Annotated in this window: 25 protein-coding genes; 15 read left to right on the top strand and 10 right to left on the bottom strand. The window is 68.3% G+C overall.

Features of this window, described 5'->3' with window-relative positions; genetic code table 11:
- The first annotated feature begins 40 nt into the window (after positions 1-40).
- Genes ACYVOK_RS12535 through ACYVOK_RS12545 form a run of 3 tightly spaced genes read left to right on the top strand, consistent with a single transcriptional unit; the run spans position 41 to position 3,207 of the window.
- Positions 41-910, top strand: coding sequence for an alpha/beta fold hydrolase (locus ACYVOK_RS12535; protein ID WP_460662519.1), 870 nt, complete (start codon positions 41-43; stop codon positions 908-910).
- A gap of 60 nt (positions 911-970) precedes the next feature.
- A complete protein-coding gene (locus ACYVOK_RS12540) occupies positions 971-1,738 on the top strand; it encodes an AraC family transcriptional regulator (protein ID WP_460662520.1) in 768 nt (255 codons plus the stop codon).
- A 50-nt stretch (positions 1,739-1,788) separates the two neighbouring features.
- Complete coding sequence (locus ACYVOK_RS12545) at positions 1,789-3,207, top strand: pyridoxal phosphate-dependent decarboxylase family protein (protein ID WP_460662521.1); 1,419 nt, start codon at positions 1,789-1,791, stop codon at positions 3,205-3,207.
- A 37-nt stretch (positions 3,208-3,244) separates the two neighbouring features.
- Here ACYVOK_RS12545 and ACYVOK_RS12550 read toward each other — a convergent pair whose 3' ends face one another.
- Entirely contained in the window at positions 3,245-3,784 is a 540-nt protein-coding gene (locus ACYVOK_RS12550) for a hypothetical protein (protein WP_460662522.1), read from the bottom strand.
- Positions 3,785-3,957: 173 nt separating this feature from the next.
- Here ACYVOK_RS12550 and ACYVOK_RS12555 point away from each other — a divergent pair, with 173 nt between their 5' ends.
- Genes ACYVOK_RS12555 through ACYVOK_RS12565 form a run of 3 tightly spaced genes read left to right on the top strand, consistent with a single transcriptional unit; the run spans position 3,958 to position 5,559 of the window.
- On the top strand, positions 3,958-4,620 hold the full coding sequence (locus ACYVOK_RS12555; RefSeq protein ID WP_460662523.1) for an FMN-dependent NADH-azoreductase: 663 nt from the start codon (positions 3,958-3,960) through the stop codon (positions 4,618-4,620).
- On the top strand, positions 4,620-4,943 hold the full coding sequence (locus ACYVOK_RS12560) for a DMT family transporter (protein ID WP_460662524.1): 324 nt from the start codon (positions 4,620-4,622) through the stop codon (positions 4,941-4,943). Before ACYVOK_RS12555 ends, ACYVOK_RS12560 begins: the two co-directional genes overlap by 1 nt.
- A gap of 7 nt (positions 4,944-4,950) precedes the next feature.
- Complete coding sequence (locus tag ACYVOK_RS12565; protein WP_460662525.1) at positions 4,951-5,559, top strand: TetR/AcrR family transcriptional regulator; 609 nt, start codon at positions 4,951-4,953, stop codon at positions 5,557-5,559.
- Between the two features lie 15 nt (positions 5,560-5,574).
- Here the strand turns inward: ACYVOK_RS12565 and ACYVOK_RS12570 are convergent, their stop codons facing one another.
- The gene (locus tag ACYVOK_RS12570; protein WP_460662526.1) at positions 5,575-5,718 is read right to left on the bottom strand and encodes a hypothetical protein; all 144 of its coding nucleotides are present in this window, start codon (positions 5,716-5,718) and stop codon (positions 5,575-5,577) included.
- 384 nt (positions 5,719-6,102) lie between these two features.
- On the opposite strand from ACYVOK_RS12570, the gene ACYVOK_RS12575 reads away from it, so the two are divergent.
- Positions 6,103-6,900: an alpha/beta hydrolase family protein gene (locus ACYVOK_RS12575; RefSeq protein ID WP_460662527.1), complete on the top strand. Its 798-nt coding sequence runs from the start codon at positions 6,103-6,105 to the stop codon at positions 6,898-6,900.
- Positions 6,901-7,313: 413 nt separating this feature from the next.
- Here the strand turns inward: ACYVOK_RS12575 and ACYVOK_RS12580 are convergent, their stop codons facing one another.
- The 5 genes from ACYVOK_RS12580 to ACYVOK_RS12600 form a co-directional block, all read right to left on the bottom strand.
- Positions 7,314-7,703, bottom strand: a complete 390-nt coding sequence (locus ACYVOK_RS12580; RefSeq protein WP_460662528.1) for a DUF6463 family protein — start codon at positions 7,701-7,703, stop codon at positions 7,314-7,316.
- Between the two features lie 129 nt (positions 7,704-7,832).
- Positions 7,833-9,440, bottom strand: a complete 1,608-nt coding sequence (locus tag ACYVOK_RS12585; protein ID WP_460662529.1) for an ABC transporter permease — start codon at positions 9,438-9,440, stop codon at positions 7,833-7,835.
- Positions 9,437-10,339, bottom strand: a complete 903-nt coding sequence (locus ACYVOK_RS12590; RefSeq protein ID WP_460662530.1) for an ABC transporter ATP-binding protein — start codon at positions 10,337-10,339, stop codon at positions 9,437-9,439. The genes ACYVOK_RS12585 and ACYVOK_RS12590 overlap by 4 nt, the downstream gene beginning before the upstream one ends.
- A gap of 85 nt (positions 10,340-10,424) precedes the next feature.
- Positions 10,425-11,102 (bottom strand): TetR family transcriptional regulator, encoded by a 678-nt coding sequence (locus ACYVOK_RS12595; protein WP_460662531.1) that lies wholly within the window; start codon positions 11,100-11,102, stop codon positions 10,425-10,427.
- 59 nt (positions 11,103-11,161) lie between these two features.
- Entirely contained in the window at positions 11,162-12,082 is a 921-nt protein-coding gene (locus ACYVOK_RS12600) for an RNA polymerase sigma-70 factor (protein ID WP_460662532.1), read from the bottom strand.
- Between the two features lie 212 nt (positions 12,083-12,294).
- Between ACYVOK_RS12600 and ACYVOK_RS12605 the strand changes: the two genes are divergently transcribed.
- Together ACYVOK_RS12605 and ACYVOK_RS12610 are read left to right on the top strand one after the other, a co-directional pair.
- Entirely contained in the window at positions 12,295-12,774 is a 480-nt protein-coding gene (locus ACYVOK_RS12605) for a carboxymuconolactone decarboxylase family protein (protein WP_460662533.1), read from the top strand.
- Positions 12,771-13,529 (top strand): SDR family oxidoreductase, encoded by a 759-nt coding sequence (locus ACYVOK_RS12610; RefSeq protein WP_460662534.1) that lies wholly within the window; start codon positions 12,771-12,773, stop codon positions 13,527-13,529. The genes ACYVOK_RS12605 and ACYVOK_RS12610 overlap by 4 nt, the downstream gene beginning before the upstream one ends.
- A 27-nt stretch (positions 13,530-13,556) precedes the next feature.
- Here the strand turns inward: ACYVOK_RS12610 and ACYVOK_RS12615 are convergent, their stop codons facing one another.
- The gene (locus tag ACYVOK_RS12615; RefSeq protein WP_460662535.1) at positions 13,557-14,156 is read right to left on the bottom strand and encodes a DUF2867 domain-containing protein; all 600 of its coding nucleotides are present in this window, start codon (positions 14,154-14,156) and stop codon (positions 13,557-13,559) included.
- Between the two features lie 87 nt (positions 14,157-14,243).
- On the opposite strand from ACYVOK_RS12615, the gene ACYVOK_RS12620 reads away from it, so the two are divergent.
- Positions 14,244-14,849: a TetR/AcrR family transcriptional regulator gene (locus tag ACYVOK_RS12620; protein ID WP_460662536.1), complete on the top strand. Its 606-nt coding sequence runs from the start codon at positions 14,244-14,246 to the stop codon at positions 14,847-14,849.
- Between the two features lie 12 nt (positions 14,850-14,861).
- On the opposite strand, the gene ACYVOK_RS12625 is transcribed toward ACYVOK_RS12620, so the two are convergent.
- Both ACYVOK_RS12625 and ACYVOK_RS12630 read right to left on the bottom strand, forming a co-directional pair.
- Positions 14,862-15,434, bottom strand: coding sequence for a GNAT family N-acetyltransferase (locus ACYVOK_RS12625; RefSeq protein ID WP_460662537.1), 573 nt, complete (start codon positions 15,432-15,434; stop codon positions 14,862-14,864).
- A 241-nt stretch (positions 15,435-15,675) separates the two neighbouring features.
- A complete protein-coding gene (locus tag ACYVOK_RS12630; RefSeq protein ID WP_460662538.1) occupies positions 15,676-17,187 on the bottom strand; it encodes a sulfatase family protein in 1,512 nt (503 codons plus the stop codon).
- A 60-nt stretch (positions 17,188-17,247) separates the two neighbouring features.
- On the opposite strand from ACYVOK_RS12630, the gene ACYVOK_RS12635 reads away from it, so the two are divergent.
- The 5 genes from ACYVOK_RS12635 to ACYVOK_RS12655 all read left to right on the top strand — a co-directional run bounded on the left by ACYVOK_RS12635 (position 17,248) and on the right by ACYVOK_RS12655 (position 22,904).
- Positions 17,248-18,261, top strand: coding sequence for an acetylxylan esterase (locus ACYVOK_RS12635; RefSeq protein ID WP_460662539.1), 1,014 nt, complete (start codon positions 17,248-17,250; stop codon positions 18,259-18,261).
- Between the two features lie 102 nt (positions 18,262-18,363).
- Positions 18,364-18,789: a VOC family protein gene (locus ACYVOK_RS12640; protein ID WP_460662540.1), complete on the top strand. Its 426-nt coding sequence runs from the start codon at positions 18,364-18,366 to the stop codon at positions 18,787-18,789.
- Between the two features lie 2 nt (positions 18,790-18,791).
- Positions 18,792-19,772, top strand: coding sequence for an RNA polymerase subunit sigma-70 (locus tag ACYVOK_RS12645; protein ID WP_460662541.1), 981 nt, complete (start codon positions 18,792-18,794; stop codon positions 19,770-19,772).
- 13 nt (positions 19,773-19,785) lie between these two features.
- A complete protein-coding gene (locus ACYVOK_RS12650; protein WP_460662542.1) occupies positions 19,786-20,535 on the top strand; it encodes a beta-phosphoglucomutase family hydrolase in 750 nt (249 codons plus the stop codon).
- The gene (locus ACYVOK_RS12655; protein WP_460662543.1) at positions 20,532-22,904 is read left to right on the top strand and encodes a glycoside hydrolase family 65 protein; all 2,373 of its coding nucleotides are present in this window, start codon (positions 20,532-20,534) and stop codon (positions 22,902-22,904) included. Before ACYVOK_RS12650 ends, ACYVOK_RS12655 begins: the two co-directional genes overlap by 4 nt.
- Positions 22,905-22,906 lie beyond the last annotated feature (2 nt).

Raw genomic sequence — 22,906 nt, forward strand, 5'->3', positions numbered from 1 at the left:
TGGCGTGCCGGCTTGGCATGGGCGGGGGTACTGGGCCGGCATGTTCGAAGGGTTTGCGCTGGAGGAGTTAGAGGTTGACGGGCACCGTGTTCGGGTCCGATACGGCGGGTCCGGGCCGGCGGTGGTGTTGCTGCACGGGCATCCACGGACTCATACGACGTGGTACGCCGTCGCGCCGCAACTCGCGGCGGCCGGGCTGACGGTGGTCTGCCCGGATCTGCGCGGGTACGGGAAATCGGCCAAGCCACAGACGGACGCGGACCATACGCCGTACTCGAAGCGGGCGATGGCGGCCGATGTCGTCGGCTTGATGGAGATGCTCGGACAGGACCGATTCGCGGTCGCGGGCCATGATCGCGGATCGTACGTCGCCTACCGGACCGCTCTGGACCATCCGGAGCGGGTGACGAAGCTGGTGGTGATGGACAGCGTGCCCGTGGTCGAGGCGCTCGAGCGGTGTCGCGCCGAGTTCGCGGCGGCGTGGTGGCACTGGTGGTTCTTCGCGCAGTCCGAGAAGCCGGCCGAGCGGGTCATCTGCGCCGATCCGGAGACCTGGTACGGCGCCTGGACCACGAACGCACCGCAGAAGCTGGGACCAGAGAACCACGCCGACTTCCTCGCCGCGATCCGCGACCCCGCCACCGTGCACGGGATGCTGGAGGACTACCGCGCCGGCTTGGGCATCGACCGACGCAACGACGAGGCCGACCGGGCCGCCGGGCGCAGGATCGAGTGCCCGACGCGTGTGTTGTGGTCGACCGAAGACGACATGGAGCAGATCTACGGCGACGTCGTCGCAGTCTGGCAACCGTGGTGCCGGCAGGTCGACGGCCACGGCATCAAGTCCGGCCACCACGTCGCCGAGCAAGCGCCTGACGACCTCGTCCAAAGCCTCCTCGACTTCCTCTGACCTCAACGGGAGCGGCCTCTCGTGTACCAGGTCGAGGGCTGATTGAGGCAAGCTTTCACCATGGCGGGGACTTTGGGTCAGGAGGAGGATGGCGACTCAGGCGTGACCGCTCACCGTCTGAGACTGACACCGGCCCACCGTTTTCCGCCGCACGCCCACAGCACGTGGTCGTTCGGAATCGTCTGGACGGGATCGGTCCAGTTGCGGACGGCCACGACCTCTTTCGACGTAGGGAACGGTCTGGCAACGGTTCTGCCACCTGGAGAAGTCCATGAAGGCATCGCCGACCGGCAGTCGGGTCTCAGCTATGCGGCCATCTCGGTGGCTCCTCGACTGATTGCCGAGGTCATCGGTCGCGAGGACACACCCGACCTCCGAACGTTGGGTCCGGCGGCCTCTGTCGGCGGTCTGCTGTCCGCTGCGACGTCCGCTGGTGCAGAGGACAGACGCGAACTGATGGTCAATGCCATCGCAGACGTGTTTTCCGGCAGCGGCAGCCGGGCCGACCCGATCCGCCTGTCGACGTTGACCAGGGCGGCCCGGCGGATCCTGGATGAAGAGTTTCTCCAACCTGTCAACGTGAAGACCGTCGCCGAGCGGCTCGGTGTTGCACCGGCAACCCTGATCCGCCGCTTCCGGCGGGAGTTGGGGATTCCGCCGTACTCGTATGTGGTGTCGCGGCGGGTCGACTTCGCTCGCCAGCTGCTGGACAGTGGGATTGATTCCGTTCAGGCTGCCCAGCGTGCGGGCTTCTACGACCAGGCTCACCTGACGCGGTACTTCGCTCGACTGGTCGGCGTATCGCCGGGTCGTTATGTCCGCAGCTGAGGTCACTATCGTCCAAGACGGAGGCGTCCGAGTCTTGCCAGGCTCACCTCATGGAGGACGAATCCTTGATGACCCTGAGCCTCGCCGAGATGCAGCAGCTGGGCACCGCGGCGATCGAGCTGATCAGCCGGCGGTTGGTCGATCTCGGCGATCAGCGCGTGGCGGCACGATGGTCGCGCGGTGAGCTCGAGCAGAGGCTGATGGAGCCGGTTCCGACCGGACCTCAGGACCCGTTGGACGTACTCGCCCGGGTCGCCGCCGACGTCTTGCCGGCCTGTGCGGCGACCGATCATCCGAGATTCTTCGCGTACGTTCCGGGACCGGGGAACTTCGTCGCGGCGGTCGCTGATTTCATCGCGGCCGGTGCCAACGTCTTCGCCGGCCACTGGCTGGTCGGTGCCGGCGCGGCCGAGGTGGAGCTCGTGGTCCTGGCGTGGCTCCGCGAGCTCTTGGGCTTGCCGGACACGGGCGGCGGTCTTCTGACCAACGGTGGTACGTCGGCATCCCTGATCGCCGTCCACGCGGCACGTCACCGCCGCTTCGGTGGCCCGTCGGCGGACGCTGTCATCTACGTCAGCGACCAGACGCATGCGTCCGTCGTTCGCGGCCTCGAATACATCGGCTTCGGCACCGGTCAACTCCACCGCATCCCGGTCAACGCCGACCTCGTCATGGATCTGGACCATCTCAGACAAGCAGTGGGCACCGACCTCGCCCGCGGTGCGGTGCCGTTCTGCGTCATCGCGACGGCGGGCACCACGAGTACCGGTGCAGTCGATCCGCTGACCGAGCTTGCGGACATCTGCGCCGAAAGCGATCTGTGGTTGCACGTCGATGCGGCGTACGGCGGCGCGGCTGTCCTCGTCGACGACGGCCGGAAACTGCTCGCCGGGCTCCCTCGAGCGGACTCGATCGCGATCGACCCGCACAAGTGGTGGTTCCAGCCGTATGAGGCAGGATGCCTGCTCGTGCGCGATGCCGAGGCGCTCCGAGCGGCGTACTCGTTGCATGCCGGCTACCTGACCGAGACGCTCGCGGCGGACCCGGTGAACTTCTATGACTACGGCCCGCAGCTGACGCGCAGCTTCCGGGCTCTCAAACTCTGGATGACGATCCAGGTGTTCGGCCTGGACGCGATGCGTGCGGCCGTCGACCACGGAGTCAAGATGGCCGAGTACGCCGAGTCGTTGCTCAGGAACCGCACCCAGTGGACCGTCGTCACGCCGGCGCAGCTGGGCATCGTCACCTTCCGCCCGTCGCTCCCGGAACGCAAACGCTCGGAGGTCGACGAGATCGTGCGTGACCTTGCCGAGGAGATGCTGAACGACGGCTACGCCTTGGTGCTGACGACCGACTGGGGAGATGGTCCGGTCCTGCGGCTATGCATGACTCACCCTCGAACCACCGAGCTGGACGTGGTGAGCACCCTCGATCTACTGGACCGCATGCTGCACAAACGGCTGTCGTGAACCACAACCGGCGTCAGCTGTGGTTCCCGACGAACGTCTACGGCTGAGCGGGGCGGGTGGCGATGAAGCGTTGGCGGACGAAGATGTTGCCGTCGGCGTCTTCGTCCTCGTTGCGCCAGTGGAAGCCGGTCTCGCTGATGTCGGTGAAGATCCAGCGGGTCTTGGCGGCGAGCGGTTCGCGGGAGTCGAGGGTGATCGAGTTGTCGCCCGGGTGACCGATGAACGTCATCACGAAGGCGTTCTTCGGGCCCATCCAGGTGGAGCGGAAGGCCTGCAGTTCCGGGTCGTGGATGCGGACGGTGAGACCCCATTCGCCGTCGCCGTCGGTGGGACGGGCGGCCCGGCTCGGGGTGATCCAGATGTCGGCGACCGCGCGGCCGTCGAGGGCCCAGGCGAAGTGCCACTCGCCCTTCGTCTGCCGGGTGACGTTGCCGTCCTCGTCGTACCAGCTGACGTCGAGGTCCCAGCTGCCGATCAGCGGCGCGAACGGCTGGAAGGCCTTCTCGAACTCGGGCCGCGGCCCGTCGGACACCATCAGACCGGCAAGGACTTCGGCGGCCGCCACTCCATCTGTCATTTGCATAAGGGCTATTTACTCCTGACGATCGAGGGTCTTGTCAAGTCTCCGGCGGGGGATCGGTGCCTTTGCATCTGCCGCCGCCGAGAAGGAGGGTGGACCCGTTGGGAATAACTGGACACGCTGTCCGGTTATGCTCGACACGTTACCCCACCTCTTCAGGAGCGAACCAGATGAGCCACCTGTTGCACATCGACTCCAGCGCCCGGCCGGAGTCGTACTCACGTCGCGTCGCAGCCGCCTTTGCCGACGAGTGGCGGCTGGCCGTGCCCGACGGACGATTCTCGTACCGGGATCTGGCAATGGACCCGGTGCCGCAGATCACCGCCGAGTGGACCGAGCTGTGCGCCTACGCCCAGGAGCACGGCATCACCGATCCGGCCAGACTCCACGAGACGGCGCGGACCCCGGGCCAGCGGGCGGCCTGGGCGATCGTCGAGCCTCTGCTCGGGGAACTCGTGAGCGCCGACGTCCTGCTCTTGGGCGTTCCGATGTACAACTACTCCGTCCCGGCCAGTCTGAAGGCGTGGATCGATCAGGTCACCTTTCCCAGGGCACGCCTGGATCTGACGGTGGTCGTTGCCTCGTCGCGGGGCGGCAGCTACGCCGCAGGCGCACCACGCGCGGGGATGGACCATCAGGAGAGCTACCTCCGTGCCTTCTTCGACGGCCATTTCGGGGTCACCGACATCCACTTCGTCCACAGCGAATACGCCAACGCGACGGTGGATCCGTTGCTCGCCGACCGTCTGGATGCCCACGAGCGATCGTTGTCCGAGGCATACGACGCTGCCCGGGAACTGGCTCGCAAGCTGGCGGCCATCCGGGGGAACTGATGGGCTGGGTCATCCTGATTGTGGCCGGTCTGGTCGAGATCGTCTGGTCTCAGACCATCAAACCGACCGAGAACTTCACCAAACCGCTCCCGACCCTGGTGTGCATCGTCCTCGGCGCCACCTCGGTGTACCTGCTGTCGCGTGCGATGCAGACCGTGCCGGTCGGAACGGCGTACGCCGTCTTCACCGGTATCGGTGCCGTCGGCGCCATTACGCTCGGGATCTTCGTGCACAAGGATCCGGTCAGCCTGGCCAGACTGGCGGCGTTGAGTCTCATCCTGGGTGGTGTGGTGCTCGCGCGCGTCACCACGCCGGCAGGATGATGGCAGCATGGAGCCGAGACGGGATCTGCTGAGCGGCGCGCCCGCGAACGCCGACGTCAATGAACGTGCGGACGCCGCTCGGAACCGTCAGAAAGTGCTCGAGGCTGCGGAGGCTCTGTTCGCAGAGGGCGACCCGCGGTCGGTAACCATGGACGACATTGCTCGTCGTGCCGGCGTCGGACGGGCGACCCTCTACCGGCGCTACCCGAGTACAGCCGCGATTGCCACGGCGCTACTCGATCATCATGAGCGTCAAGTGCAAGAGCAGATCCTGCGTGGGGCGCCTCCACTGGGTCCTGGGGCGCCCCCGCGGGAGCGATTGGTGGCCTTCTATGAGGAGATGGTCGAGCTTCTCGAACAGCACCTCCCGCTGACGCTCGGGGCCGAGACTGGAGCCCGCCGATATGCAACCGGCGCCTATGGTTTCTGGCGCCTTCACATCGCAACCTTGCTCGACGCCGCCGGGCTCGCCGGCGGCGACGTACTGCCCGACATGTTGCTCGCGCCGCTGGCCCCTGACCTCTACGACCATGTGCGGAACGTCCGCGGATTGTCTGCTGCCGACGTCACCACGGCTCTCACCGCGTTGGCACGGCGCGTGATGCCCGAGCAATAGCCGGCCCGTCACACGCTAGTGCTGCTGTCGCCGTGCTCCCCAGTCGTGGGCCGCGTAGAGCCCTGTGGCGATGAGGCACGACCAAATGTAGACGTTGCCGATCAAGCTCTCCGGGAGCCAGTGGTTCCACACCGAGTCGTCGTCGAACGGCCAGATCATGCCGCCTATTCCCCTGCCGATCGCGAACAGGACCAGCCGGATGGCGTACCAGCGAATCCAACCCGGTCCCCTGAGATAGAACGTGTTGATGTCGAGCTGATGTGCGGTATGGCTTGGAGGACCGATCGCCGTCGCCGCTCGGCTTGGCTCAGGGAGGCATGACCACCTGCGCATGCATGGCCGGGGTTCCGGACAACCGGCGAGCGATTCGACTCTCTTCGAATGGTGGTCATGGTTTCTGAATATCAGGCGGACAAGTCGTCGATCCCACCGAGCGCGCAGGTGCCGGCCAAGTCCGCGACGACCGGGATCGCGTTCGGGATGCGTGTTCTGCCGGTGGCATAACCGCCTTCCGGTCCACGCTCGTGGAAATATCGTTGCGGCATGCCTTCACCAGTTGCCGGAACAGCCGCCGGCGTGCCGTTCACCGCTCTTCCGCCGGCCGGGGACGGCCCGGCGCCGCTGATCGTCACCTGGCACATGCTGGACGCGCCGAGGTCGGACGCGGCGTTCGCCGCCGCGTTGCCGATGAACGACGTGCCCGCGTGGCGGGTCCACCTCGGCATGCCGATGTGCGGGGCGCGCATGGTCAACGGCAGCACGGACGCCATCGTGGAGCTGATGCGCGAGGACCCTCTGATGTCCTATCTCTACCCGTTCGTCCAGCAGGCGTCCGAAGAGTTCCCCGCAGCACTGGCGTCGATCCGTGCGCAACTGCCGGTCGACGACGGCCCGATCGGTGTGCTCGGCGGGTCGCTGGGCGGCGCCGTGGCGCTGCGGATACTGGCCGACACCGAGATCCCGGTGTTCGCCGGCGCCGTCGTGAACGCCGCCATCCGGATGCGGTCAGTCGTCGACCTCTTCCCGGTCGACTACCGGTATGACGCTGAGTCCGAGAAGGCGGTCGACAGCCTCGACTTCACCGCCAAGGCGGACGTCATCGCCGGTCGCGCGCCGCTGCTGGTCGTCAGCGGCGAGCTCGATCACCCGGCGCTGCGTGCCGATGCGGTCCACCTCGTCGACGCCCTGGGGAAACAGTCCGAGCTACTGTCGATCCCCGGGCTGGCGCATCCGCTGGCCGAGGAGCCCGGCATCGAACCCGCACCCCAACTGCCATTGGCCCGCGAGGTGGACGCCGGTCTGACCAGTTGGTTCCGACACCACATCACACGTGCGCGCTAGCCCTATCCACACACCTCGGGCAATCAGCCCCGGCGACCTGATGTATGAACCTCCTGGCATTTCGTGTCCCCTGATCGCGCCGGCGGACGAACCGGGCCGGATGGCCCGACTCGTCGTTGCCGACGGCACCTAGCTAGGCAGCATCCTGGCCACGACGGCAGGCCTTTCCCGGGATGACTACGACGCTGGTCCATCGGCCTTTCGGCAGAGCGCACCTGCCTGCGCCGTCGCTGGAGTTCGGCGGCGTCAGGCCGACCGGCGGCAGCACCAGGTCGGCTGTTGCCGCCGCGGCAGCTTGCCCAGTGGGTGCGCCTTCGGCGCGGTGTCGTGGAGCAGGTTCTCGGCCAGATGACCGGAGCCGCAGAGAACGGTTGTGAAGGGCAACAGCTTCGCTCGAGAGCCCGGCGTCGGTGTCAGGTGGGGGTGCGTGCGTGCCGGTGGGTGGAGGTGCGGCGGGCGAGCCAGGCGATTGGGAAGAAGAGCCAGAAGCCTGAGACCGGGCTGAGCAGGACGCCCCATGCGCCGGCCACGAGCATGACCCAGGCGAAGCCGCGGGGTGCGCCGTCGCCGCGCCGCTCGGCCGCCAGGACCATCGATCCGACGAGTCCGAGGAACAGCCCGGACGTGAGATACCAGAATGCGGCGCCGCGAAGCGTGGCAAGCCCCGGATCCTCGTCGACGGCTCCGAGCACGCCTCCGGCCAGGATGCTCCGCACCGAGTCGCCGTAGAAGAAGGAGGTCGTCAGGACGTGGATCAGCGCGAGCAGCACCGTCCAGAAGCCGGAACATCTCACCAGTTTCATCCCCACGTCCTCCGTTCGACGGCGCATTAGACCATACCATACCGCATGGTATGCCGATGAACTACACCCGCGCCTACCGCGCCGTCGCCCGGCTCGTCGATGGAGTCGGGCGACGGCGGTGGGGAGGGCTCAGGTGGATTCGATGTCGCGGTGGCGGAAGGCGGTATTTCCGGCGAGCGCGAGGACGAACGCCAACGCCGCGAGTACGACGAGCGGCGCAACCGGGAGCTCCGCGAGGGGCATCGCGGTGGTGTGGGCGAAGGGTGACAGGTCGACGATCCAGCCGGGGACGTTCAGGAGGGCGCCGAACATGCCGAAGAGGACGGCATAGGCGACGACGAGCCACGCGAGCGACGAGAACGCCGGACGAAGGCCGAAGAGGGCCGCCGCCAACACAGCTACGACGGTGACGGCGGGCAGGAAGCCCAACGTGCCGATCGTCACCTCGGCAACCGTGCCGGGACCGGCGTCTCCGGTCGCGGCTCCGATTCCGACACCGAGTCCGCTGACGGCGAGCAGTCCGGCGGAGGCGAGGACGGAATAGCCGAGCCAGGCGAAGTACCAGCGCGACCGGCTGACCGATGTGGCAAGTGTTGCTTCGGTGTGTCCGGTGCGTTCCTCGGACCGCAGCCGGAGGACCGAGGTAACTGCGAAGGCGCTGACCAGGAGGGCGAAGAACAACGCCATGGTGGCGTAGAACGCGTCGAGGGGGTCCTGGCCGTTGGCGGTGAAGATCTCGCCCATCCGTGGGTTGTCGGCGACCGCATCGGTGACGGAGTCGCTGAGCGATCCGGTCGGTACGGCGAAGACGAACAGGCCGGCCGCCCAACCGATCAGACTGGCGCGCTGCTGGCGGACGGCCAGGCGGAAGGGTGTGGAGAGTGAGGGTACGGCGTCGGCCCTGCCCAGCCTCGGTGGTACGAGTCCGGCACCGACGTCCCGTCGTACCGACAGGGCGTAGCCCACCGCGACCGCGACGAGGAGGACCGCGATCGAGAGCAGCAACGGCCACCAGCGCAGGTCGACGAAAGGTCGGGCCTGTTGGGTCCAGGCGAGCGGTGACAACCACGACAGGACGTTGCCGCCGGGCTGGGAGACGTCGCCGATCGCGCGCAGCAGGAACGCGGCGCCGACCGACGCCATCGCCAGACTCGACGCTGCGCGGGAGTGTTCGGTGAGCTGAGTGGTAACCGTGGCGACGCCTGCGAAGGCCAGACCGGTGAGGCCGATACCTGCGCCGACGGCGAACGAGTCGGCAACGGCGAGGTCGCCGCTGAGCATCGCGAGGGCGGTGAGCAGCGCGACGCCGAGGTTGGCGATCACGGCGACGACGAGCGCGGCGGTGGCGGCCGCGTGCCGGCCGACGACCGCCGAGCGGACGAGTTCGGCGCGGCCGGTTTCCTCCTCGGCCCGGGTGTGGCGAGTGATCAGGAAGATGCTCATCATCGCGGCGGGGATGGCCAGGTAGAGCACCATCTCGTTGGTGATCATGGCGCCGAGTGTGTAGTTGTCCAGGCCGTAGCCGGGTCCGGACATCATCGTGGCGGCGGGGGAGTCCATCAGCTCGGCCCGAACCTGCCGTTCCTCCGGGGTGCCGTACACGGCCGGCAACGCGCTGACGGCGTACAGCATGCCGAGTCCGATCCCGCCGATCCAGATCGGCAGTTTCACTCGGTCGCGGCGGAGTGCGAAGCGGACCAGGGTGCCGGTGGCGGTGAAGCTCTCGCGGTTGCTCATGCCTGCGCTCCGGCGAGTTCGTCGCCGTACTGGCGCAGGAAGAGTTGCTCCAGTGACGGGGGAGCGCTGTGCAGACTGCGTACGCCGAGCTGCCCGAGGGACTGGATGACGGCCGGCAGGTGGTCGGCGTCGACGTCGAAGACGACCTGGCGGTTGTCGTACCGCAGGTCGTGGATGCCTTCGACGGTCGCCAACTCGGTGGGGTGGCGGTCGATGGTGGCGGTGATCGTCGTCCGGGTCAGGTGCCGCAGTTCGGCCAGGGTGCCGGATTGGACCGCACGGCCGTTGCGGATGATGGTGACGGTGTCACACAGCTTCTCCACCTCGGCGAGGATGTGGCTGGACAGCAGGACCGAACGCCCGGCCGCCTTGGCCTCGGCGATGCAATCCTGGAAGACCGTTTCCATCAACGGGTCGAGGCCCGAGGTGGGCTCGTCGAGCACGAGCAGCTCGACGTCGGCGGCCAGGGCGGCGACGAGAGCGACCTTCTGGCGGTTGCCCTTGCTGTAGGTGCGTCCCTTCTTGGTCGGGTCCAGCTCGAACCGTTCGAGCAGTTCGGCCTTGCGGGTCTTGTCCGCGCCGCCACGCAAGCGGGACAGCAGGTCGATCGCCTCGCCGCCGGTCAGGTTGGGCCACAGGCTCACGTCACCCGGGACGTAGGCGAGCCGCCGGTGCAGCGCGACGGCGTCGGTCCAGGGGTGGCGGCCGAGGACCGCGATGTCGCCGTCGTCGGCCCGGAGCAGACCGAGCAGGATCCTGATCGTGGTGGACTTGCCGGCTCCGTTCGGGCCGAGGAATCCGGCCACCTGGCCGGTCGGGACGATCAGGTCGAGACCGTCGAGTGCCTTCACCTGGCCGAAGGACTTGTGCAGTTGCGAGATCTCCAGGGCAGCAGTCATCGCTGTACCTCTCAAGAGAGTTTTCCGGGATGTCCCGGCGTGATGTCGTCGTGAGGACGTCGGTCGAGGACGTCGTCTCCCCGTACTACGGCTGCGCTGGACCGGCCGGCGGATCGGGGACATACATCAGGTACTCGTCGAGCATGGAGCGGGACGTGAAGAGGCCGTCGGTGAAAAGCTCGAGCGCGGGAAGGGTGATCTCGTCCGACAGGCGGCGCAACTCGGCGCGGAAGTCGTCCAGCTCCAGCGAGCCCTGGTGGAGTGACATCCACAGCAGGAGCGAGCCCATGCCCTGGTAGGTGAGATAGCGGGCCCGGCCGGCCGGGTCGCGGCTCGGCTTGATCATGCCGGCCTGGACGCCGGCCTCGAGGTACTGCTCGGCGTCCTTGCACATGTGGTCGACGAACGCCGTACCCAGCTCGCCACCGGCCTGGACGCTGCGCAACGCGTAGAGGGCGTACGGCGCGTACTCCTCGACCTGGGCGAGCTGAACGATGCCGCTCATGCTGCCTGTGGTGGCCTTCATCTTCTCCGAGCGGATGAAGTCGAGCACATGCGCATCACACGCCTGGCGGAGCCCGTCCTTCGACCCGAAATGGTGCACGACGAGGCCCGCGGTCACTCCCGCGTCCGCCGCCACGGCCCGCAGCCCGGCCGCGAACCCGTCCCGCCCGAACCGCACCAGAGCCGCATCCCGGATCCGCGCAGCCGTCGCAGCCCCACCGGTCGGTGGGTGGGCATCAGGGACCCGGGTTGAACACACGTTCAAAGACTAAACGAGTGTTCAACTCACTCGCAACCTTCGGAACTATGGGTCGGCTTTCAGCGGGTTATGGAGGTCTGCTGGTCCATGTGCGACAGCTTTTCGGGGTTGCGTACGTGGTAGGCGCCGGTGACGTAGCCGTTCTCCACCCGGGCTGCCACCACGCCGTCGATCTCGCCGTTGATGCGGACGAGTAGCCCTGGGCCGCCATTGATCTGCACCAGCTCCACAGACCTTTCTGCGTCCCGCTTCCACCAGCCGAGGGCCAGCAATCGAGCGACGTTGTCAGCTCCCACAACGGGGCGTAGCAGGGCGTGCTTGACACCGCCGCCGTCGCTCAGCGCAACGACGTCCGGCGCGAGGATGTCGAGCAGGCTCTGCAGTTCGCCGGTTTCGACCGCCCGCTGGAAAGCCTGGAGTGCGGCGCGGTGCTCGGCAGCAGATCCGGTGCCGCGTGGCCGGCGCGCGGCGACGTGGGCCCGGGCCCGGTGGGCGATCTGGCGCACCGCGGCCTGGGTCTTGTCGACGGCTTGGGCGATCTCGTCGTACTCCAGCTCGAACACCTCGCGCAGTACGAACACCGCCCGCTCGGTCGGCCCGAGCGTCTCGAGCACCAGCAGCATCGCCATCGAAACGCTGTCGGCCAGTTCGACATCCTCGGCCACATCAGGCGCGGTCAGCAACGGCTCGGGCAGCCACGGCCCGACGTAGGTCTCCTTGCGCCGGTCCAGTGTGCGCAGTCGTTTCAGCGCCTGCCTGGTGGCGATCCGGATCAGGTACGCACGCCGGTCCAGCACCGTGTCGAGGTCGACGCCCGTCCACAGCAGCCAGGTCTCCTGCAGGATGTCCTCGGTGTCGGTGGCGGAGCCGAGGATCTCGTAGGCGAGGGTGAACAGCAGGTTGCGGTGGGCAACGAACGCCTCAGTGGCCGCGTCCATGCCGCGCGCTGTGGCCGTCGGTTGCTCAGTTCGTTCGGTCATCGCTGGTTCCTGCCTGTTCGTTCGCGACCGTGCCTTGTCCATACGATCCCGGCCCGAGCCGCCTTGTGACGCCGCCGATCAGTGGGCTACGTCACAGAGGTCGCGCTGTCACACCGAGCGGGACGCCGGGATCTCTTGCTCGTACTGGCACACACCACGAGTAAGGAAGTCCGAGCATGTCCATACCCCCGACGACCAACCTCCGGTCGCGCATGCCCAACCCTCTCCCGTTCCTCCCCGAACTGGCGGAGGTCGCCGCAGGCCTGCACAAGGCTCTGGAGAACAGCCCGATTCCGCCGACCACCACCGGCCTGCTGCAGCTGCGCGCCGGGCAGATCCTCGGCAGCACGTACTTCACCATTCGGGAAACCGGCAACCTCCGCAGGCTCGGGGAGTCGGAGGAGCGGATCACCGCCGTGGCCACCTGGCCCGACGCCACCTGCTTCACCGACGCCGAACGGGTCGCGCTGGAGTTGGTGGAGGCTGTCCTCACCCCGAACCCGTCAGGGGAGCGAGTCTCCGACGAGTTGTACGCCAAGGCTTCCGCGTACTACGACGACAAGGCGATGTGGTCGCTCGTCATGGCGATCGCCCACATCGGCTTCTTCACCCCCGCGGCTCTCATCGCGAAGCCGATCCCCGGCATGCCCCCCGGTCAGAACTACAGCGAGCGAGAAGGGCACACAGCGTGAGCAGCACGAAGTTCGCGGTGGCGGGCGCGACCGGGCGGCTGGGACGCCACGTCGTCGACGTCCTCACCGAACGCGGGCACCAGGTCGTGCCGATGTCACGAGCCACCGGCGTGGACATCATCACCGGTGAGGGTCTGGCCAACGCCCTCACCGGAGTGGATGTGGTCATCGACGTCGCCTCGTGGCACGGTTCCGAGCAGGAGGCGGCGACGGAGTTCTTCCGTACGTCGGCCCGCAATCTGCAGGAGGCGGGCGAGAAGGCGGGAGTCGCCCGGATCACCGTGGCATCCATCATCGGCGTCGACAATGCCACCGCCGGTTTCCTCGCCGCCAAGAAGGTGCACGAGGAGCTGCTCCTGTCCGGGCCGCTCGCCGTACGCGTTCTGCGGGCAGCGCAGTTCCACGAGTTCGTCGGTCAGCTTCTGGACTGGCAGCAGGGCGACGTCGCCTACATCCCGGCCCTGCCCACCCAGCTCGTGGCCTGCCGCACCGTGGCCGAGGAACTGGTCGACCTGGCCCTAGACCCCGGCGAGCCCGCTCCAGGAACGCCGATCCCCGAGATCGCCGGACCCCGGCAGGAGACCTTGGCGACGGCAGCAGCACTCCTCGGCGCCCGCCGAGGCATCAAGGTCGTCGGCATCGACGGCTCGGGCATGCCCGATGCCGAGCTTGCTGCCAAGGGTGCGTTCCTGCCAAGCCCGCATGCCAGGCTCGCAGGACCGACGTTCGAGGAGTGGATCGACTCCCAACCCTGACCCGTCGTACGGCCCGCCGCTCGGTCGTCATGGGGCGAGTAAGCGGGCGCGGTCTCGCCAGGCGCGCTCCCATTGGCGGGTGAGTGCCGGGTAGATGATCAGGTAGCGGAAGGGCGCGATGAAGGCCATGTAGAGCCGGCCGAACAGGCCGTTGGCTTTGACCAGGGCCGCCATGCGGAGTTCGTATTCGCCGTCGCCGGTCGGCACCCAGCCCAGGTGCATGATGTCGTGGACGGTCTTGTTGGCCAGTTCGCGGGCTGCTTCGTTGTCGAGCAGGTACACCTCGGTGAACGGGTCGGTGCAGGGGGTGGTGGCGTCGCGGGCGGTCTCTGCGAGGTCGCGGGGGAGGCGGTCGCGCAGCGAGTCAACCCGCCCGCCCAGGCCGGCCTCGGGCGAGTCCCAGCCGAGCAGGCCACCGAGCATCCAGCGCACGGCGAACAAGAAGCGGACGGCTACAGGCTCCTTCCGGGTGTCATAGGCCGCCTTCAGCGCGTCGAGCATCACGCGGAAGTCGTCGGGACCGGCGCCGGGGGCGCGAAAGGACCACACGTCCTCGATCCGGAAGTCACGGGTGAACTCGTGGATCCGCCACGGCTGTGCGGTGTGAGCGGACTTCGGGATCCGCATCGGTCACTCACTCCCATCTGTGGCGCGCTGCCGGTGGGCTTTGCGGAACTGTGGGTTCCGATACCTACGGTTCCGTATGATGCCCTTATGCCAGCTCGAACGCAAGACCGGAACCCCGGGGGACGTCCCCGCGACAGCCGCGTCGACGACGCCATCGCCTCCGCCGTACGAGACCTGCTGGCCGAAGTGGGGTACGCCCGCCTCACGACGGACGAGGTGGCTGCACGTGCCGGCGTGGGCAAGGCGGCGATCTACCGGCGCCACGCGAGCAAGCAGGAAATGATCTTCGAGGTGCTCGTGCCGGGCCAGTTCCTCGCGGTGGCGCCCGACCGCGGGTCGCTCCGCGCCGACCTGGCCGCCGTGCTCAGCGAGATCGCCGACAGCATGGTCGCTCCGCCGCCGGGGGCGGTTCCCGGCCTGCTGGCCGACGTCCACGCCGACCCAGCACTCCTTGACCGGTTCGACGCGAAGTACCTCGTCGCCCAGCGCCGGACACTCACCGAGATCCTGGACCGCGCGGCCGCACGCGGCGAACTCGCCACACGGCCCGACCCGGCAGTCCTCAACGCCCTGCTCGTCGGCCCGGTCTTCGCCTGGTTGTTCCTGCTGTCCGAACACCCCGACCAACTTCCCGCCCTGACCTCCGCGCTCCTCGACGCGGTTCTCGCCCTCACCGGCTCCAAGCAGGTGTGACGTCGGCTCTGGTCAGCGGAGGTCGAGGCGCATCAGGATGCGGGGGTGGCCGGCCAGGACCGACGTGGTGTCGGCGACCTTGGTGAAGCCGGCCCGCTCGAAGTTCTTGCGGATCCCGGCGTACGCCATCGTCAGGTCCACCTTGGCGTCGCCGTTGTCCAACGGGTACGCCTCGACGGCCGGTGCACCGTGGTCGCGGGCGAACTCGACGGCGCCGGCGATCAGCGCGTGCGAGATCCCCTGCTTCCGGTGACCGGGACGGACCCGGACACACCACAGTGACCAGACCGGCAGGTCGTCGACGTGCGGGATCTTGCGGTTCCGCGCGAACGACGTCTCGGAGCGGGGCGCGACCGCGGCCCAGCCGACCGGCTCATCCCCGTCGTAGGCGAGCACCCCGGGAGCGACGTCCGCGCGGCACAACTCGGCGACGTACTCACCGCGGGCCGGACCCCGAAGCTCGTTGTTGAGCTTGGACGGGATCCGGTAGCTCAGACACCAGCAGACGTTGGCGTCCGGCGACTTCGGGCCGAGTACGGCGCGAACATCCTCGAAGACCGACGCCGGACGAACCTCGATGGCCATGGCCCCACGATCTCAGACCGGTCAGTGGGGTTTGCCGAGTGGGTACAGGCGGAGGAATCCGGCGGAGTTCGACGGTTGACCGCGACACTCCACTGAGCATCGGGAGGAATCGTGGACGCTCTCTACTGGGTTGCCGCACTGGTCGCCGTGGTCGCGGTCTGGCGCTACTGGATGGCGGTGTCGGCCGGCGAGCTGAGGCGAAAGACGCGCCGGCACTGACCTCGCCCGACCTGGATTCCCCTCAGGCGTCTGACCGGAGGGTCCTGGTGTAGGCGGTTGCTGCCTGCAAGGACTTCTCGTCGGCCCAGGACCAGTGGGGGTGTGGGGTGGCCGGACCTTCGTACGGCTGGTCGGCGTACTGGCGTTGGAGGTCGGCGAGCCGTTGGCTGAGGGATGCCCGGATGGCGGCGTACGACGGGTCGTCGGCGACGTTGACGAGTTCCTCCGGGTCGGTGCGTAGGTCGTACAGCTCCCACTCCGCTTCGAACAACCGGTCCGAGGAGCCGGGGACGCCGAGGCCTGCACCGTAGTAGTGGATGAGCTTGAACTCCTTCGTCCGTACGCCGTAGTGCGCCGGCGCGTGGTGGATCGGGTCGTCGTGTTCCCAGTAGCGGTAGTAGACGGCGTCCGGCCAGTCGTCCACGGTCTCACCTCGCAGCAACGGCAGGAAGCTGCGGCCCTGTGACGTGGGCAGCGCCTGAGCGGGATCGAGCCCGGCCATGTCCAGGAACGTGGCGGCGAAGTCGACGTTGGTGATCATCGCGTCGCACGTGCCCCCGGCCGGGACGTGCACCGGCCAGCGGATCAGCATCGGCATCTGCAGGGACTCGTCGAACATCAGCCGCTTGTCGAACCACCCGTGGTCGCCGAGGAAGAAGCCCTGGTCTGAGGTGTAGACGACCACGGTCGACTCGGTCAGGCCTTCCTCGTCGAGGACGTCGAGCAACCGGCCGACGTTGTCGTCGATCGACTGCACGCACTGCAGGTAGTCGCGCAGGTAGCGCTGGTACTTCCACCGCATCCGTTCGACCCGGTTCTCCGGTCCACGGAGGTCGTCGGGCAGTTCCTCCCCGAGTTCGTCGGAGCCGAGGTCGTCCGCGACCGACATCCGGACACCACGCACGGCCCGGCTGCGGGTGCTGTGGTCGTCGAGGAGCGTGCTCGGCTCAGGGATGGAACCGATCGGGTACAGCTCCTTGTGCTTCTCGTCCGGCACCCAGGGCCGATGCGGCGCCTTGTGATGGACCAGCAGCAGGAACGGCCGGCTGGGGTCGCGGTCCCGGATCCAGTCGATGCTCTGGTCGGTGACGATGTCGGTGGCGTACCCGGGAACGGTCTCGGTCCCGTCCGGCCCGATCATCACCGGGTCGACGTACTCACCCTGACCGGGGAAGACCTTCCACGCGTCGAAGCGCCGCGGCGCCGCTTCCGGCCGTTCGCCGAGGTGCCACTTGCCGAACAACGCGGTCTGGTAGCCGGCGTCGTGCAGTACCTCGGCGAACGTCGGCACCCGGTAGTCGATCTCGGTGAAGATCGACGCGACCCCGTTGACGTGGCTGTAGGTGCCGGTGAGGATCGACGCGCGCGAGGGCGAGCAGATGGAGTTCGTGCAGTACGTCGCATCCATCCGGACACCCTGGGCGGCCAGCCGGTCCAGGTGCGGTGTCCGGTTGACCCTGCTCCCGTACGCCGAGATCGCGTGCGCGGCGTGGTCGTCGGACATGACGAAGACGATGTTGGGCAACGGCGTCATGTGTCCAGCATCGGACATTGGCGGGGCGGGGGCGGGGTACCTGGCTTAAGTTTGTTGCTCATGGCCATGTTCGACCTTTCGCTCGACAAGCTGCGGGATTACCGGCCCGAGGTGGCCGCGCCCGCCGACCTTGCCGACTTCTGGCGCCGTTCCGTCGAGAAGGCGCGCACCGACGACCTGTCCGCCACCTTCACCGCGGTCGACAACAAGCTCGCCGTCATCGACACCTACGACGTGACGTTCGCCGGCTTCGGCGGGGCGCCGATCAAGGGCTGGCTGCACGTTCCGGCCGGTACGACGGGACCGCTGCCGACCGTGGTGCAGTACTTCGGCTACTCCGGCGGCCGCGGCTTCCCGCACACCACGAACCTGTGGGCGCAGGCCGGGTACGCCCACTTCTGCATGGACACCCGCGGCCAGGGCTACAGCGCCGGCAACCCGGGCGGCACCCCGGACGACAGCCCGTACGCCGGCCTGAACCACGCGCCCGGGTTCATGACCGCCGGCATCACCGATCCCGAGACGTACTACTACCGCCGGGTCTTCGTCGACGCCGTCCGCGCTCTCGAGGCGGCCCGGACGTCGCCGTTCGTGGACCCGGACCGGATCATCGTCACCGGTGGCAGCCAGGGCGGCGGCATCTCGATCGCGGCCGCCGGGCTCGCGGGCCTGGCCGGCATCAAGCTGGCCGGGTGCGCGCCGGACGTCCCGTTCCTGTGCCACTTCGAGAGGGCGCTGCAGATCACCGACAAGGACCCGTACGGCGAGATCACCCGCTACCTGAAGGGGTTCCGGGACCAGGTCGAGACGGCGTACCGGACGCTGAGCTACTTCGACGGCGTCAACCTCGGCCGCCTGGCCACCGCACCGACGCTGTTCTCGGTCGCCCTGATGGACCCGGTCTGCCCGCCGTCGACCGTGTTCGCCGCCTACAACGCCTACGGCACCGCCTCCGCCACCGAGGTCGCGAAGGACATCAAGGTCTACACCCACAACGAGCACGAGGGCGGCCAGACCTACCAGCAGGACGCCCAGCTCGACTGGTTCGCGGAGATCTTCGGTACGGCGTCCTGAAAAAACTCATCGCTGGACCGATGAGTTCCGGCCGGCGCTGTCGTTTCACCGTCTGACAGCGTCGGTCAGACTGTGACCGACCCGAACCGCGGGAGGCCGCAGATGGACTGGAAACTCGAACTCGTCATCGTCCCGGTGTCGGACGTGGACCGGGCGAAGAAGTTCTACACCGAGCAACTCGGGTTCACCGAGGACGTCGACCACAGCGCGGGGGACTCGTTCCGGGTGGTGCAGCTGACCCCGCCGGGCTCGGCCTGCTCGATCACCATCGGCACCGGCGTGACCACGGCGCAGCCCGGGACGTACCAGGGCACGCACCTGGTGGTGACCGACATCGAGGCGGCCCGGGCGGAGCTGGTCGAGCGCGGGGTCGACGTGAGCGAGCCGTTCCACTTCACCGCCGAGGGCAAGCAGCCCGGGCTGCACCCGGACCGGGCCGACTACAGCACGTTCCTGAGCTTCGAGGACCCCGACGGCAACGGCTGGACGGTCCAGGAGGTCGGCAGGACGAACCCGGGCCGGCTGTAACTGTGTTCGAATCATCGACAGAGTCATCGCTCGAGGCGGCGGCGTTCGCGGGCGACGAGTCCGCGTTCGCCGACCTCGCCGGACGGTACCGGCGTGAGTTGCACGTGCACTGCTACCGGATGCTGGCGTCCTTCGACGACGCGGAGGACGCCGTACAGGAGACTCTGCTGCGGGCCTGGCGGGGGCGGGACGGGTACGACGGCCGGACGTACTTCCGCGCGTGGTTGTACCGGATCGCCACCAATGTCTGCCTTGACGTGGCCCGACGACACGCGCGGAGGCAGGCCGCGTCGCCGGGGGAGATGGTGTGGCTGCAGCCGTACCCGGACCAGCTGCTCGACGAGATCGCCCCGTCCACGGACCAGCCCGACGCGGCGGCTGTGGACCGGGAGACGATCGAGCTGGCCTTCCTGGTCGCGCTGCAGTCGTTGCCGCCGCGGCAACGGGCAGCACTCATCGCCCGCGATGTGCTCGGCTGGTCTGCCAACGACACCGCGACACTGCTCGAGACGAGCGTGGCCGCGGCGAACAGTGCGCTCCAGCGAGCGAGGGCGACCATGCAACAACGGTTGCCTGCTCGCCGTACCGACTGGAGTGCACCGCGGCCGACGGCGGAGGAGCGCGAGCTGCTGGAGCGGTTCATTGACGCGCACGAGCGGTGTGACACCGCGGCGGCCGTGGCGATCGCGGCCGAGGACCTGCGCATCTCGATGCCGCCGGACCAGCTGTCCTTCGCCGGGCTGGACGCCTGCCTGCCGCTGTTCGACCGGGCGTTCGGACCGGACCGGGACGGCGACTGGCGGCTGGTGCCGACGTCGGCGAACCGGTCGCCGGCCGCGGCGACGTACCTGCGCCGCCCGGGCGACACGGTCTTCCGGGCGTTCAAGCTCGACGTACTGCGGATCCGCGACGGTGCGATCGCGGAGATCACGACATTCGGGTGTTCGCGCTTCCCTGCGTTCGGGTTGCCGCCCAGGCTCTGACTACTCTGGGGACATGCTGGGACTGCCGACGGGGATCAGGGCCTGCTTGTTCGATCTCGACGGGGTGCTGACCGACACCGCGGCGGTGCATGCCGCCGCGTGGAAGGAGATGTTCGACGAGTTCCTCCGGGTGTACTCCGAGCAGCACGGCATCGCGTTCCGGCCGTTCGACGCCCGGGACGAGTACGACGAACACGTCGACGGCAAGCCCCGGGCCGACGGTGTCCGGGACTTCCTGGCGTCGCGCGGGATCTCACTGCCGGACGGCAGTCCGGACGACCCACCGGCCGCGATGACGGTCAACGGCCTCGGCAACCGGAAGAACGAGGCCGTCCAGCGCCGGATCCGGACCGACGGCGTGAAGGTGTTCGAGGGCTCGAGGCAGTACCTGCAGGCCGTCGAGAAGGCCGGTCTCCGGCGCGCTGTGGTGTCGTCGAGCGCCAACACCCGCGAGGTACTCGAGGTCACCGGACTGGCGCCGTACGTCGAGGAAGTGGTCGACGGCGTGACGATCCGGGCCGAGGGCTTGCTCGGCAAACCGGCGCCGGACACGTTCCTGCGGGCGGCGCAGCGGTTCGGGGTCGACCCGGCCGAAGCGGCGGTGTTCGAGGACGCGCTGGCCGGGGTCGCCGCGGGACGAGCCGGTGCCTTCGGCATCGTGGTCGGTGTCGACCGCGTCGGGCAGGCCGAGGAACTGCGGGCCCACGGCGCGGACGTCGTCGTACGGGATCTGGCCGAACTACTGGGGAAGGACGACCGATGATCGACCGTGGGCACCACCCGATCGAGCCGTGGCGGTTGCGGGAGACCCGGCTCCAACTCGACAAGCTCGCGCAGTCGGAGTCGCTGTTCGCGCTGTCCAACGGGCACATCGGCCTGCGCGGCAACCTCGACGAAGGCGAGCCGTACGCGATCCCGGGCACCTACCTGAACTCGTTCTACGAGCAACGTCCGCTCCCGTACGCCGAAGCCGGCTACGGCTATCCCGAGTCCGGCCAGACGCTGGTCGACGTCACCAACGGCAAGCTGATCCGGCTGCTGGTGGACGACTCGCCGTTCGACATCCGCTACGGCTACCTCAGCCGCCACGAGCGGTCGCTCGACTTCCGCACCGGCCTGCTGGAACGCGACGTGGACTGGACGTCGCCGGGCGGCAAGCGGGTCCGGGTCCGCAGCCGCCGTATGGTGTCGCTCACCCAGCGGGCGGTGGCCGCGATCGAGTACATCGTCGAGCCGGTGGACCAGCCGACGCGGTTCGTGATCCAGTCCGAGCTGGTCGCGAACGAGACCCAGCCGAAGCTGTCCGACGATCCGCGGGTCGCGGCGGTGCTGGACAACCCGCTCAAGCCGGTCAGCCACGACGGCGGCGACAACGGCGTCGTGCTGATCCACCGGACCACGCGCAGCCGCCAGTTGATGGCCGCGGCGATGGCGCACGAGGTCGACACCTCGGTCCGGTACGCGATGGACCTCGACGTACGGGAGAACTGGGCCCGCCACACGGTGATCTGCCAGCTGCAGCCGGGGGAGTCGCTGCGCGTGGTGAAGTACCTGGCCTACGGCTGGTCGAGCCTGCGGACCGACACGGCGATCCGGGACCAGGTCGCCGCGGCGCTGGCCAGTGCGCGCTTCTCCGGGTGGGACGGGCTGACCAAGCAGCAGGCCGAGTTCCTGGACGACTTCTGGGACGGCGCCGACGTGGAGGTGCACGGCCATCCGGAGCTGCAGCAGGCGGTCCGGTTCGCGCTGTTCCATGTGGTGCAGGCCGGTGCCCGGGCCGAGCGCCGGGCGATTCCGTCGAAGGGTCTGACCGGAGCCGGGTACGACGGCCACACGTTCTGGGACACCGAGGGATTCGTCCTGCCGGTGCTCAACTACACGCTGCCGCACGCTGCCGCCGACGCCCTGCGCTGGCGGCACTCGACCCTCGAGCTGGCGCGCGACCGGGCCGCCGTACTGGGCCTGCGGGGTGCCGCGTTCCCGTGGCGGACGATCCGGGGCCAGGAGTGCTCGGGCTACTGGCCCGCGGGTACGGCGGCCTTCCACATCAACGCGGACATCGCCGAGGCGGTGATGAGGTACCACACCGCAACCGGGGACGACGAGTTCCTCGAGGAGATCGGGCTCGAACTGCTGGTCGAGACGGCCCGGCTGTGGATGTCCCTCGGTCACCACGACCGGCACGGTCGCTGGCACCTTCCGGGAGTGACCGGTCCGGACGAGTACAGCGCGGTTGCCGACGACAACGTCTTCACCAACCTGATGGCCGCCCGGAACCTGCGGTCCGCGGCCGAGGTGGCGGTGCGGCATCCGGCCAAGGCCCGTGAGCTCGGCGTCGACAGCGAGGAGGAGGCGTCCTGGCGGGACGCGGCGGCCGCGGTCCATGTCCCGTACGACGAGGAACTCGGTGTCCACCCGCAGTCCGAGGGGTTCACCGGGTACGCCGAGTGGGACTTCGACGCGTACAAGGACAAGTACCCGTTGATGATGCACGCGCCGTACTTCCAGCTGTATCGCAAGCAGGTGATCAAGCAGGCCGACCTGATGCTCGCGACGTACTGGTGCGGTGACGCGTTCACGGCCGAGGAGAAGGCACGCAACTTCGACTACTACGAGCGGCTGACGGTGCGCGACTCGTCCTTGTCGGCGTGCGTCCAGGCGGTGATGGCGGCCGAGGTCGGCCACCTGGATCTCGCCTACGACTACGCGTACGAGGCGGCGCTGATCGACATGCGCAACCTGCACCACAACACCGGCGACGGCCTGCACATGGCCTCGCTCGCCGGCGCGTGGACCGCACTCGTCGCCGGATTCGGCGGTCTGCGCGAGATCGGGGGCTGCCTCTGCTTCAACCCGGCGCTACCGCAGGGCATGTCCCGGCTCGCCTTCTCGATCCGCTGGCGTGGCGCCCGGCTGAAGGTCGACATCACCGAACTCGAGGTCACCTACGCGGTCCACGACGGCGCCGACTGCAGCATTTCCTTCAAACACGCGGGTGAGCCGGTCACCGTGACCCCGGACAGCCCCGTGACCCGATCACTCAACAAACGCACCCCGCTGCTGCCCCGGCCCAGCCAACCGCCCGGCCGCGAACCCCGCTCGGCCTTGGCCCAGAACAGTCTGGGTGGCTGATC

It is taken from the genome of Kribbella swartbergensis, assembly GCF_054784135.1.